The organism is Streptomyces sp. NPDC060031 (genome assembly GCF_042736805.1).
GTDB lineage: Bacteria > Actinomycetota > Actinomycetes > Streptomycetales > Streptomycetaceae > Streptomyces.
The window spans coordinates 131,197-144,420 of the sequence record NZ_JBHWVM010000004.1 but is presented as its reverse complement, the minus strand read 5'-3'; the positions used below and the strand labels follow the sequence as shown (position 1 = coordinate 144,420).

Below are 13,224 nucleotides of genomic sequence, written 5' to 3'. Positions count from 1 at the left end.
GTCGTCGCCGGCCGGACCGTCGGGTCGGGGCTGACCGCCGTCGTCGTCGAGGCCGAGGCGGTCGGCGGCGAGTGCTCCTACCGTGCCTGCGTGCCGAGCAAGGCCCTGCTGCGACCCGGCGCCGCCCGAGCGGAGGCCCGCTCGGTCGACGGGGCCCGGCAGACGGTCACGGCGGCACTCGACCCGGCGCGCGTCCTGGCCCGCCGTGACCGTTTCACCGGGCGGGGCGACGACACCGGCCAGGCCGACTGGCTCGACGGTGCGGGCATCGCGCTCGTACGGGGGCACGGACGGCTCGCCGGTGAGCGCCGGGTGGAGGTGACGGGGGCCGACGGCACGGTCCGTACCCTGCGGGCCCGGCGCGCGGTCGTGGTGTGCACCGGCACGGAACCCGCCCTTCCGCCAGTCGAGTGGCTCGACCGGATCGGTGTGTGGACCAGCCGGCAGGCCACCACGGCCGACGCGGTGCCCGAGCGGCTCGTCGTCATCGGCGGGGGAGTGGTGGCTTGCGAGATGGCCACCGGGTGGCGCTCCCTCGGCTCCTCCGTCACCCTGCTGGTCCGCGACCAGGCCCTGCTGACCGGCTGGGAGCCGTGCGCCGGCGAAGAGGTCGCCCGGGGCCTGAGCGATCTGGGCGTCACGATCCGCTTCGGGGTGTCGGCCGTCCGGGTCGCCCGTGACGAGGACACCCGCGCGGTGACCGTGGACACCGACGACGGCACCGCCCTCGTCTGCGACGAGGTCCTGGCCGCAGTCGGCAGGCGCCCGCGGACCGCGGACCTCGGCCTGGACTCCGTCGGACTGGCGGCAGGCGACTGGCTCCCGGTCGACGACACCTGTCGCGTCATGGCAGTCGAGGGCGACTGGCTCTATGCCGTCGGCGACGTGAACCACCGTGCGCCGCTGACCCACATGGCCAAGTACCAGGCCCGCGCCTGCGCGGCGGCGATCGCCGAGCGAGCTGCGGGGCGCCCGGCCGTCACCGGAGGCCGGCAGCCGTGGAGCGCGGAAGCCGACCACGTCGCCGTCCCGCAGGCCGTCTTCACCCGTCCCGAGGTCGCGAGCGTCGGTCTCACGGAACGCGCGGCACGCGAAGCGGGTCTCGCGGTACGCGTGGTCGAGTACCGCATCGACGACGTCGCCGGTGCCGCGCTCCACGCGGACGGCTACCGCGGCCTCGCCAAGCTCGTCGTCGACGAGACCCGAGGAGTCATCGTCGGCTGCACGCTCACCGGCCCGATGGCGACCGAACTCATCCACACGGCAACGGTCGCCATCGTGGGAGAAGTCCCGCTCGAACGCCTGTGGCACGCCGTCCCCGCCTTCCCGACGGTCAGCGAGATCTGGCTACGGCTCCTGGAGGCGTACGGCCTCTGAGGTGAGGTCCCGCCCGACCGAGGCACCCCCGCCCGCCCGAGCGCACCCGAATGCTTCACCACCCGACAAGGAAACCCCCATGCATCCCAAGAGGCGCACCCTCGCTTTCGCCCTGCCGGCCACGGTGGCCTCCCTGCTGGGCGCCGCACCCGCCACACCCGCCGCACCCGCGAGCGTCCCGGCCGCCGGCGCCGCCGGCGCCGACCGGCACGGTCCCAAGCCCACGATCGTCCTGGTCCACGGGGCGTTCGCCGACGCCTCCAGCTGGAGCGGCACGATCAGGCGGCTTCAGCGCGCCGGCTACCCCGTCCTGGCCCCCGCCAACCCGCTGCGCGGTCTCGCCGCGGACACCGCCTACCTGCGCAGCGTGCTGGCCGCCGTCGAGGGACCCGTCGTCCTGGTCGGCCACTCCTACGGCGGCGCCGTCATCAGTGGCGTCGCGCTGGGCGACATCCGTGTGAAGGCCCTCGTCTACATCGCCGCGTTCACCCCGGACAAGGGCGAGAGCGCGGCCGAGCTCGCCGCCAAGTTCCCCGGCTCCACCCTCGGCGACGCCGTGAACCCGCGGTCGTACCCGCTGCCCGGCGGTGGCACCGGCACCGAACTCGTCATCGAACGGGCCAAGTTCCACCGGCAGTTCGCCGCCGACGTCCCCGCCGCCGACGCAGCTGTCATGGCCGCGACCCAGCGCCCGGTCGCCACCGCCGCGCTGGAGGAGAAGGCCGGGGAAGCGGCCTGGAAGACGATCCCTTCCTGGGCGCTGATCGTCACCGCCGACAAGAACATCCCGCCGGCCGCCGAACGGTGGATGGCCCGGCGCGCCGGCTCGCACATCACCGAAGTGGACGCGTCGCACGCCGTGGCCGTCTCCCGTCCGGCCGTGGTCGCCGACGTGATCCTCGACGCCGTACGGGCGACCCGCTGAGCCCCCGGCCTGCGCCCTCTCGCACATCCCCAGAAGGAGAAACCCTCATGAAGAACCGTCCGATCCTCGAACCCGCCGCCCAGGCCTTCGCCGACGCCACCGCCCAGCCGCCGTACCTCTACCAGATCCCCGTCGCCGAAGGCCGTAAGGCCGTGGACGGCGTCCAGAGCGGTGAGGGCGTCCCCCTGCCCGAGGTTGACGAGGAGTGGATCACCGTCCACGGCGGCCCGACCGGCGACGTCCGCGCCCGGATCGTCCGCCCCCGCGGCGCCACCGGCCCGCTTCCCGTCATCCTCTACATCCACGGCGCTGGCTGGGTCTTCGGCAACGCCCACACCCACGACCGGCTCGTCCGCGAACTCGCCGTCGGCACCCGGGCGGCCGTGGTGTTCCCCGAGTACGACCTCTCGCCCGAGGCGCGCTACCCCGTCGCGATCGAGCAGAACTACGGCGTCGCCCAGTGGGTCGCCCGCGAGGGCCACCACAAGGACCTCGACGGCACGCGGATCGCCGTCGCGGGCGACTCTGTGGGCGGCAACATGAGCGCCGCCCTCACCCTCATGGCCAAGCAGCGCGGCGACGTCACGCTCGTCCAGCAGGTCCTCTTCTACCCGGTCACGGACGCGAGCTTCGACACCGACTCGTACCACCAGTTCGGCGAGGGCTACTTCCTGCGCCGCGACGCCATGAAGTGGTTCTGGGACCAGTACACGACCGCCGAGGCCGAGCGGGCCCAGATCACCGCCTCCCCGCTGCGCGCCTCCACCGAGCAGCTCAGCGGCCTGCCGCCGGCCCTGGTCATCACCGCCGAGGCCGACGTCCTGCGCGACGAGGGCGAGGCGTACGCGGCGAAGCTCCGTGCCGCCGGCGTCCCCGTCACCGCCCTGCGCGTCCAGGGCGTCATCCACGACTTCGTGATGCTGAACGCGCTGCGCGAGACGCAGGCCGCGGAACTCGCCATCGGTCTCGCCACCGACACCCTGCGCAAGGCCCTCGCATGACCGGGCCGTCGACGAGCATGCCGGTGGCGGGCCTCGTCCCCGCCCCGCGTCGGGAACACGAGCACGCCGACCTCCTCGTCCGCAACGCCAAGGTGTTCACCGGTGACCCCGACCGCCCCGAGGCCCGTGCCGTCGCCCTCCGGGACGGCCGGGTCGCGGCCCTCGGCGACGACCACGACCTCGCCCACCTCGTCGGGCCGGGAACGAAGGTCGTCGACGCCCTCGGCCGCCGGGTGATCCCCGGCCTCAACGACTCGCACCTGCATGTCATCAGGGGCGGCCTGAACTACGTCCTGGAGCTGCGCTGGGACGGCGTACGAAGCCTCCGACACGCCCTCGCGATGCTGCGCGAGCAGGCCGGCCGCACCCCGAAGGGGCAGTGGATCCGGGTGGTGGGCGGCTGGACCGCCGAGCAGTTCGCCGAGCGCAGGATGCCGACCGTCGCGGAGCTGAACGCCGCCGCCCCCGACACCCCGGTCTTCGTCCTGCACCTGTACCAGTCGGCGCTGATGAACCGGGCCGCGGTGCAGGCCGCCGGATTCACCCGCGACACCCCGGATCCCCGCGGCGGGCAGATCGTCCGCGGCCGGGACGGCGAACCCAATGGCGTGCTCCTCGCGGCGCCGAGCGCCCTCATCCTGTACTCGACCCTGGCCAAGGCGCCGGCCCTCGACGAGGCCGACAAGCGGACGTCGACGCGCCACTTCCTGCGCGAGCTGAACCGCTTCGGACTGACGTCCGCGGTCGACGCCGCCGGCGGGTTCCAGAACTTCCCCGACAACTACGCGACGGTCGTCGACCTCGCCAGGTCGGGGGAGCTGACCCTCCGGATCGCCTACCACCTCTTCCCGCAGACGGCCGGGCAGGAGCTCGCCGACCTGAAGCGCTGGACCGAGATGGTCAAGCCCGGGGACGGGGACGAGTGGCTCCGCCTCAACGGCGCGGGAGAGAACCTGACCTGGGCCGCCGCCGACTTCGAGAACTTCTCCGAGCCCCGGCCCGAGCTTGCCGCAGGGTACGAGACCGAATTCGAGAGCGCCGTCCGGCTTCTCCTGGAGAACGGCTGGGGCTTCCGGCTCCACGCGACCTACGACGAGACGATCCGCCGCGACCTGGCCGTCTTCGAGAAGCTCGCGGCCGAAGGACTCTTCCCCGGAGGCAACCGCTGGCTCTTCGACCACGCGGAGACGGTCTCGGCCGACAGCCTCGACCGGATCGCCGCCCTCGGCGGCGCCGTCTCGGTCCAGAACCGGATGTCCTTCCAGGGCGCCGCGTTCCTCGATCGCTACGGCGCCGAGGCCGCCGCCCACACCCCGCCGGTGCGGGCCATGCTCGACCGAGGCCTGACCGTCGCCGCCGGAACCGACGCCACCCGCGTCTCCTCGTACAACCCGTGGGTCGCCCTCCACTGGCTGGTCACCGGGCGCACCGTCGGCGGCACGGCCCTTTGCCCGGCCGGGAACCTGATCGACCGGGAGACGGCCCTCGGCCTCTACACCCGGGGCGGCGCGCAGCTCACCGGCGAGCAGGACGTCAAGGGAACCCTGCGAGAGGGGACTTACGGCGACCTCGCGATCCTCTCCGACGACTTCCTCACCGTGCCCGAGGACGTCATTCCCGACATCGAGTCCGTCCTCACTGTCGTCGGCGGCCGGATCGTCTACGCGACCGCCGAGTACGAGGGGCTCGACGAGGCCATCCCGCCGGTGACTCCCGAGTGGAGCCCGGTGGCCCACTTCGGCGGGTACCAGAGCGGTGCCCGCCAGGCATCGGCCGTGGCCGAGGCCGTCGCCGAGTCCGAGAAGCACCGCCGCTGGCGCGTCGCACGCGGCTCCGTTCCCGACACGACGCCGTCCTTCGTCGACCCCTGCTTCGATCACTGAAAGAGAGATCCACCCGATGTCCGCAGCCTCCCCCGTCGCCGACGGCGGCGACACGCCGGCAACCCTGCCGGACGTTCCCCCGGGACGCCGTTTCGAGCCGGACCTCCGGTCGATGACACGGATCAACCTGCGCCCCATCGCCTCACCCATGCCACTCGGCTTCTTCACGATAGCCATCGCCTCCGTGATGACAGGCTGCCTGCAGCTCGGGATCTTCGACGAGACGGCCCGCAGCGCCGTCGCCTTCACCGTACTGCCGGCCTTCGCCCTGCAACTTCTGGTGAGCGTCCTGGCCTTCGGCGCCCGTGACGTGATCGCGGCGACGCTGATGGCGGTGTTCGCCGGCAGCTGGCTGCCCTACTCGCTCATCATGCTCAGCGGCGCGGCCGACGGCCTTCAGGTCCTCGGCGTGTTCAACCTGGCGCTGCTCTGCTTCGGGGCCCTGATGGCCGCCGTGACCCGGCCCAAGCGCGCGCTGTGGCTCGTCCTCGCGGTCTCCCTGCCCCGCTGGGCGGCCACCGGCCTCGCGGGCATCACCGGCGCCGAATGGCTGACGCGCACGTCCGGCGCGCTCGGCCTCGTGGTGGCGCTCGTCGCGATGTACACGGCGTTCGCCCTGATGCTCGAGGACATGCGCAGCGAGCAGGTCCTGCCCATCGGCCGCAGCGGCCCCGCCCACCTCGCCGTGGAAGGCGACCTGTCCGTCCAACTCCGCAACCTGGAACGCCAGGCAGGCGTACGCCGCACGCTCTGACCGCACCCACCGCACCCACCGCACCCACCGCACCCACCACCCACCCCGTCACACGACGACCGCACAGGAGCACCCATGGAACCGCAGGTGACGGACCGGCCCGAGAAGTCCCGGTACGAGATCCTCGCCGGCGACGACGGCACCGAGACCGCCGGCTTCGCCGAGTACCACCTCTCGGAGGGCGAGATCGACTTCATCCACACCGAGATCGACAGCCGGTTCGCCGGCCGGAGCCTGGGCGGGCTGCTCGCCCGCGCGGTCCTCGACGACGCCCGGGCCCGAGGGCTGCGCGTCCTGCCGTACTGCCCCTTCATCCGGGGCTGGATCGGCAAGCACCCCGAGTACACCGACCTGGTGCCCGAGGCGAGCCGCGCCCGCTTCGGCCTGTGAAGCACCACACGAACACCACACATCCGCCTCCCGTCTCCCGCATTCCCAGCCCCAGCCCCAGCCCCATCCCCATCCCCAGTCACGCACCGAGGAGTTCCCCCATGCCCCGACACGCCCGCCCCACCGTCGTCCTGGTCCACGGCGCCTTCGCCGACGCCTCCAGCTTCGCCCGCGTCATCCCCGAACTGGCCGCCGCCGGGCTGGAAGTGGTGGCCCCGGCCGTGCCCAACCGCAGCCTCGTCGACGACGCCGCGTACATCGCCTCGGTGATCCGCGCCGTCGAAGGCCCCGTGATCCTGGTCGGGCACTCCTACGGCGGTGCCGTCATCACCCTCGCCGGCACGGAGGACAACGTCCGCGCACTGGTGTACCTCGCGGGATACGCGCTGGAGGAGGGCGAGAGCCTGGGCGAGTTGCAGGGCCGCTTCCCCGACTCCGGTCTCGCCGACGCGCTCGTCTACACCCCGTTCCCGGTGGCCGGCTCCACCGAGACCGGCACCGACGTCTCGGTGGAGATCGAGAAGTTCCCCGCCCTCTTCGCGGCGGACGTCGACCCTGACCTCGCCGCGGTGCTCGCCGTCTCCCAGCGCCCCCTGGCCGCACGTGCCTTCTCGGAGGTGGCGCCTGTCGCGGCGTGGAAGACCAAGCCCTCGTGGGGCCTGGTCGCCTCTTCCGACCGCACGATCAACCCCGATGTGGAGCGTTACGGGTACGAGCGCGCCGGCATGACCACCGTCGAGGTCGACTCCTCCCACCTGGTCATGCTGGCCCAGCCCAAGGCCGTGGCGGAGCTGATCCAGGACGCGGCCCGGTCCACCGCCCACTGACCCGATCGTTCAGGATCGAACGATTAGTCGATAATGTTCGAGCGCTGGTAGCTTCTGATCGCCCCCGAGGACCCTTCGGCGGGTGATCGGAGAAGACACACCCATGAGGTTCGGCGCGAGGCTCGCGCTCGCCGTCATCGCCCTCGCCGCCCTTACCACCGCCTGCGGCGTTCCGCAGGACAGTGGTTCGCAGTCGCACACCGCAGTGGACTGTGGGCCGTACGCCAGGTACGGCAGGCACCCCGGCACCAAGGTCACCGTCTACGCGGAGAACCGGGACCGGGAAGCCGACCTGTTCGAAGAGACCTGGGCGGACTTCGCGGACTGCACGGGAATCGACGTCCAGTACGAGGGGGACGGGGAGTTCGAGGCCCAGATCCAGCTCCGGGTCGACGGCGGGAGTGCGCCGGATGTGGCGTTCTTCCCTCAGCCCGGGCTCCTGGCACGCTTTGCGCGGGCGGGGAAGCTCAAGCCCGCGAGCGCCGGGGTCGTGGCCCTCGCGCAGCAGGGCTGGTCGGCCGACTGGAACAGCTACGCGACCGTGAACGGCACCCTCTACGGCACGCCGCTGGTCGCGAACGTGAAGTCGTTCGTCTGGTACTCGCCGAAGTTCTTCCGCGACAGGGGACTGAGCGTTCCCCGCACGTGGTCCGAGCTGATGGCCGTGACGGAGAAGGCCGCGGCGTCGGGCGTCAAGCCGTGGTGCGCGGGCATCGCGTCCGCCGAGGCGACCGGCTGGCCCGTGACGGACTGGATCGAGGACGTCCTGCTGCGTCAGCAGGGCACGGACGTCTACGACCAGTGGGTCGCCCACAAGATCCCGTTCAACGACCCGCGGGTGATCAAGGCCATGGACACCGTGGGGTCCATCCTCAAGAACGACCGGTACGCCAACGGCGGTTTCGGTCCGGCCCGTTCGATGGCGTCGATCTCCTTCCAGGAGGCCGGCACGCCGATTCTCTCCGGCGACTGCGCGATGCACCGCCAGGCCTCGTTCTATGCCGACATGTGGCCGAAGGGCACCGAGATCGGACCGGACAAGGACGTCTACGCCTTCCTCCTGCCGGGGGCCGACCCGGCCGGCCGCCCCGTACTGGGCGGTGGGGTGTTCACCGCGGCGTTCGCCGACCGTCCCGAAGTGCGGGCGTTCCAGGAGTATCTGGCCTCCGTGGACTTCACGAACGCGCGTATGAAGAGGGGCCCGTTCGTCTCGGCGAACCGGGGCGTGGATCCGGCGAACGCCGCGACCCCGGTCGACAGGCTCTCGATCCAGCTGCTCCAGGACCCCAGGACACAGTTCAGGTTCGACGGTTCGGACCTGATGCCCGCGTCGGTCGGCGCCGGGACGTTCTGGAAGGGAGCCGTCGACTGGATCGGCGGCGCGAGCACCCGGCAGGTCGCCGACTCCATCGAACGGTCCTGGCCGAGCCACTGATGCCGTTCGACGCCGTCGCCCAGCAGCCCAAGCTGCTGTACCTGCTCCAGGGCGTCGCCGCCTTCGCGGCGGTGGTCTCCCTGATCCTGCTGGCGCTGCACCGGGGGCCGGTACGGAGGAGGGCCGCGGCCCTGATCCTGCTGGCCCCCGCGCTGCTGCTGCTCACGGTCGGTCTTCTCCTGCCCGGTCTGCGCACCCTGGTCCTGTCGTTCACCGACAGCGGGGGAGACGCGTGGGTCGGCTTCGACAACTACGTGTGGATGGCCACCGACCCCCGGGCGCTGGTGGCGTCGCGCAACACCCTGGCATGGGTGGTGCTCGTGCCGTTGCTGGCAGCCTCGGTCGGTCTGCTCTACGCGGCGGCCGTCGTACGGTCGCGGTTCAGAGCGTTCGCGCTGTCCCTCGTCCTGATGCCGATGGCGATCTCCTTCGTCGGCGCGGGTGTCGTCTGGAAGTTCGTCTACGCCTACCGTCCCGCGGAGGCCGGGCAGATCGGGCTGCTGAACCAGCTCGTCGTCGCGTTCGGCGGCGAGCCGAGGCAGTGGCTCGTGGACTCTCCCTGGAACGTCCTGTTCCTCATCGTGGTGATGGTGTGGACACAGGCGGGCTTCGCGGCTGTCCTGCTGGCCGGCGCGATCAGGGCCGTTCCCGGAGAGCTGACCGAGGCGGCCCGGCTCGACGGCGCGTCCCCCCGGCAGATCTTCTGGCGGATCACCATGCCGTCGATCAGGCCCACGCTGCTCGTCGTGGTCCTCGCCCTGGCGATCGGCACCTTCAAGGCCTTCGACATCGTCAAGACCATGACCGGCGGACAGTTCGACACGGGCGTCATCGCCCACGAGATGCACGACCAGGCCTTCCGCTACGGCGAGACGGGCCGCGGCGCGGCGCTCGCCGTGCTCCTCTTCGTCCTCGTCACCCCATTCGTCGCCCACCAGGTCCGGGCACAGCGGAGGACAGCGTGAACGGCGTCCGGGAGCGTCTGGCCTCCCGCGCCTTCACGTCGATCGCCGTGGTGATCGCGGTCCTCTGGACGACACCGACCCTCGGTCTGCTGCTCTCCTCGTTCCGTCCCGAGGAGGAGATCAAGACGACGGGCTGGTGGACCGTGTTCGGTACGCCGCACCTCACGCTCGACAACTACGGCGAGGTGCTGTCCGGCGGCGGGAACGGGTCGGGGCGGCTCGCGGAGTACTTCGTCAATTCCGTCGTCATCACCCTTCCCTCGGTGCTGTTCCCGCTCGTGCTGGCGTTCTTCGCGGCGTACGCCCTGGCGTGGATCGACTTCAGGGGGCGGGACGCGCTCGTCGTCGGCATCTTCGCGCTCCAGGTCGTGCCGCTCCAGATGGCGCTCGTCCCCCTTCTGAAGCTGTTCTCCCAGGGCTGGCTGTTCCTGCCCGCGTGGAACCTCACCGGTCCCGCGCGTTTCGGCCAGGTCTGGTTCGCCCACACGGTCTTCGCGCTGCCGTTCGCGGTGTTCCTCCTGCACAACTTCCTGGCAGGGCTGCCCCGGGACCTGATCGAGGCCGCCCGCGTCGACGGCGCGTCGCACGGGACGCTGCTGCTGCGGATCGTGCTGCCCCTGGCCCGCCCGGCCCTGGTCACCTTCGCCATCATCCAGTTCATCTGGGTGTGGAACGACCTCCTCGTGGCACTGACGATGTTGGGCGCAGCGGCCGAGACCGCGCCTATGACGGTCAGACTGGCGAGCCTGGCCGGGACGTACGGCAACGAGTGGCAGCGGCTCACCGCAGGAGCCTTCGTGGCGGCGTTCGTCCCGCTGCTCGTCTTCTTCTCCCTCCGGCGGCACTTCGCGCGGGGACTGCTCGCCGGATCGGTCAAGGGATGAGCCCCGAGCGGCCCGGGGGAGAAGGCACGGCGGTGCCCGGGAGCGCGGGGCTGAGCCGGCCCGGGCTGCGGGGCCGCGAAGCCGAGCTGGAGCGGCTGCGCGCCCTGGTCGAGGCGGTGCACGACGGCGAGGGAGGAGCGATCGCGCTGCTCCTGGGCGAGCCCGGGATCGGGAAGACCGTACTGCTGCAGGAGACCGTCTCGATCGCGCGGGCTCACGGGTTCGTCGTCAGCCATGGACGCGCCGAGGAACTGCACGAGCTGGCACCGCTCGCCTCACTGGCCTCCGGCCTCCTGCACGGTGACCCGCCGCTGCTGTCCAGCACGGACTTCGCAGACCTCGCGGGCCATCACGACCAGCGCATCTGGCTCGTCGAACGACTGGCCCAGCTGATCGAGGAACGCTCGGCGGGCACGCCCGTACTGATCGCGGTCGACGACGTCCAATGGGCCGACCCGCTGAGCCGGTTCGCCCTGAGTGTGATGCCGGCACGGCTGCTCAGTTCCCCGGTCCTCTGGCTGCTCACGGGCAGGAACGACCCGGAACTGTACGGGCAGGGGCCGCGGACGACGACCCTCCCCCTCCGGCCGCTGTCCGACACGGCCCTGGCCGAGCTGGGACGGGACGTCCTCGGCGGGGACGTGCCGACGAAGGTCGCGGAACTCCTCGACGGGGCGGGAGGCAACCCCTTCCTCGCGGCCGAGATGCTCACGGGGATCGCGGCGTCGGGCGCGGACGCGCCGGAGCCGCCGGAGCGGCTGGTCCTCGGTGTGCGCGACCGGCTGGCCGACCTCCGGCCGGACACCCTCCACTTCCTGCGGATCGGCTCGATCCTCGGCCGCGCGTTCTCGCTCGCGGACGCCGCCGCCCTGTGCGGCCGGGCCGCCTCCGGACTCAGCGCCGAAGTGGACGAGGCGATCGCCGCCGCCCTCCTCCACGACGACGGCGAACGCCTCCTGTTCCGCCACGACCTGCTCCGCCAGGCGGTGTACGCCGATCTCGCCCCCTCCGTACGCCGGGCGCTGCACCGGGAGGCCGCGAGCCGGCTCGTCGCGGCGGGCCGGAGCTCCACCGACGCGGTCCCGCATCTGCTGAAGAGCGCCGAACCCGGCGACCAGGAGGCGATCGGGCTGCTCGGCACGGCCGCCACGGACGTGATCGCCGTGATGCCCGACCTCGCCGCCGACCTGGCCGTACGCGCCCTGGAACTCGTACCGCCCCATGCGCCCATGGTGTTCGACGTGGGAGAACGGGCCATCGTCGCGCTGACCCGCGCGGGCCGGTACACCCAGGCACGGGATACCGGCGACACGCTGCTCGCCCGGCAGCCGCCCCTGGACGTCTTCGCCCGTCTGCAGTCCGTACTCGGCGACGCGCTGTGGCACCTCGACGACGTCCACGAGCTGACCCGCCGCTCGACGGCAGCACTGGCAGCCGTCACCGACCCGACGATCCGCGCCCGGCTCACCGCCCGGCAGGCCCTCGCCCGGTCCCGCGGGCGCGACCTCGGGGCCGCTCGCGAGACCGGCGAACGGGCGCTCGCCGAGGCGGAGCGGTCCGGTGACCGGGAGGCCCGTGTCCTCGCGCTGTGGGGCCTCGGCGAGATCGCCCTCAACGCGGGCGACTGCGCCGCCGCCGTCGAACACCACACGGCGCTGAGCGTGTTCGACACGGCCTTCCTGCCCGAGGAGGCCGTCGCCCGGATCCACATGGACGACTTCGACACCGTACGGCGACTGCTCCGTACGGCGGGCGACGCTCCCCTGCGCCCCGCCATGCTGATCTGGGCCCAGGGAACCCTGAACATGGGGCTCGGCCGGCTCGACGACGCGGACGCCGACCTCGTCACCGCCGAGCGGCTCGAAGCGGACCTCCACGTGCCCGGCAACCTGGTCAACATCCGCGTCAGCCGCGGCCTCCTCGCGATGCTGCGCGGCGACCGCGAAGCCGCGCGGGAACACCTGGACGTCGTGCGGGCGACCGTGGCCGAGCGGCCGAACACGGGCAACCACGCCACGCACCAGTACTTCGAGGCCGTCGTCGCCGACGCCGACGGCGACCACGCGGCAGCGGCCGAACTGGTCCGATCCGTGCAGCGTGACCATCCCTTCCTCCGATGGCGGCTCCTGCGCCCCCATGTCGTCCAGGCCGTGCGGATCGCCCTGCGCGGCGGGGACCGGAACCTGGCCGGGGACCTCGCGGCCCAGGCCGTCGAACACGCCACCCGCAACCCCGGCGTGCCGACCGCCCAGGGGGCGGCCGCCCACGCGTCCGCCCTGGCGAACGCCGACCACGGACTCCTGGAGCGGTCGGTCCGCCTCCTCCTCACCGGCCCCCGGCCGCTGCCCCTCGCCGCCGCATCCGCCGACCTCGGGCGCGCGCTCCTCACAGCAGGCGACCCCGCCGCGACACCCTCCCTGACCAGGGCCCACGCCATCTACGCCCAGGTGGGGGCCGATGCCGAGGCCGACCGGGTCCGGGCCGATCTGGAACGGGCCACCAGCCGCTCCGGCCGGCGCACCGGAGGCCTCCGGCTACGCCCCGGCCAGGGCTGGGAAGCGCTCACGGCCTCGGAACGCAAGGTGGCCCGGCTGATCGCCGCGGGCCACACCAACCGGTCGGCCGCACAGGCCCTCGTCGTCTCCCCGCACACGGTCAACACCCATCTGGCGTCGATCTTCCGCAAGCTCTCGGTGCGCTCGAGGGTCCACCTGGCCCGGGTCGTGCTCGCGGAGGGCGACGCCGGAACAGCCACCGGCGGCTGAGTGACCTCTGCGCCTCCG

Annotated in this window: 11 protein-coding genes; all 11 read left to right on the top strand. The window is 72.3% G+C overall.

Going from position 1 to position 13,224, the window contains the following annotated elements; genetic code table 11:
- Window positions 1–1,377, top strand: a 1,377-nt coding sequence (locus ACFWB8_RS03100; protein WP_385221638.1) for a dihydrolipoyl dehydrogenase family protein, incomplete at its 5' end; no start/stop codon positions are given.
- Between the two features lie 79 nt (window positions 1,378–1,456).
- Window positions 1,457–2,302: an alpha/beta fold hydrolase gene (locus tag ACFWB8_RS03095; RefSeq protein ID WP_385221635.1), complete on the top strand. Its 846-nt coding sequence runs from the start codon at window positions 1,457–1,459 to the stop codon at window positions 2,300–2,302.
- Window positions 2,303–2,349: 47 nt separating this feature from the next.
- A complete protein-coding gene (locus tag ACFWB8_RS03090) occupies window positions 2,350–3,303 on the top strand; it encodes an alpha/beta hydrolase (protein ID WP_385221632.1) in 954 nt (317 codons plus the stop codon).
- Window positions 3,300–5,186, top strand: a complete 1,887-nt coding sequence (locus ACFWB8_RS03085; protein ID WP_385221630.1) for an amidohydrolase — start codon at window positions 3,300–3,302, stop codon at window positions 5,184–5,186. Before ACFWB8_RS03090 ends, ACFWB8_RS03085 begins: the two co-directional genes overlap by 4 nt.
- Window positions 5,187–5,202: 16 nt before the next feature.
- Window positions 5,203–5,940 (top strand): GPR1/FUN34/YaaH family transporter, encoded by a 738-nt coding sequence (locus ACFWB8_RS03080; RefSeq protein ID WP_385221628.1) that lies wholly within the window; start codon window positions 5,203–5,205, stop codon window positions 5,938–5,940.
- 75 nt (window positions 5,941–6,015) lie between these two features.
- Window positions 6,016–6,330, top strand: a complete 315-nt coding sequence (locus ACFWB8_RS03075) for a GNAT family N-acetyltransferase (RefSeq protein ID WP_385221625.1) — start codon at window positions 6,016–6,018, stop codon at window positions 6,328–6,330.
- Between the two features lie 101 nt (window positions 6,331–6,431).
- Entirely contained in the window at window positions 6,432–7,157 is a 726-nt protein-coding gene (locus tag ACFWB8_RS03070; protein ID WP_385221622.1) for an alpha/beta fold hydrolase, read from the top strand.
- Window positions 7,158–7,260: 103 nt separating this feature from the next.
- The gene (locus tag ACFWB8_RS03065) at window positions 7,261–8,592 is read left to right on the top strand and encodes an ABC transporter substrate-binding protein (protein ID WP_385221620.1); all 1,332 of its coding nucleotides are present in this window, start codon (window positions 7,261–7,263) and stop codon (window positions 8,590–8,592) included.
- The gene (locus ACFWB8_RS03060; RefSeq protein ID WP_385221617.1) at window positions 8,592–9,557 is read left to right on the top strand and encodes a carbohydrate ABC transporter permease; all 966 of its coding nucleotides are present in this window, start codon (window positions 8,592–8,594) and stop codon (window positions 9,555–9,557) included. The genes ACFWB8_RS03065 and ACFWB8_RS03060 overlap by 1 nt, the downstream gene beginning before the upstream one ends.
- A complete protein-coding gene (locus tag ACFWB8_RS03055; RefSeq protein WP_385221615.1) occupies window positions 9,554–10,441 on the top strand; it encodes a carbohydrate ABC transporter permease in 888 nt (295 codons plus the stop codon). The genes ACFWB8_RS03060 and ACFWB8_RS03055 overlap by 4 nt, the downstream gene beginning before the upstream one ends.
- On the top strand, window positions 10,438–13,206 hold the full coding sequence (locus tag ACFWB8_RS03050; protein ID WP_385221612.1) for an ATP-binding protein: 2,769 nt from the start codon (window positions 10,438–10,440) through the stop codon (window positions 13,204–13,206). Before ACFWB8_RS03055 ends, ACFWB8_RS03050 begins: the two co-directional genes overlap by 4 nt.
- Window positions 13,207–13,224 lie beyond the last annotated feature (18 nt).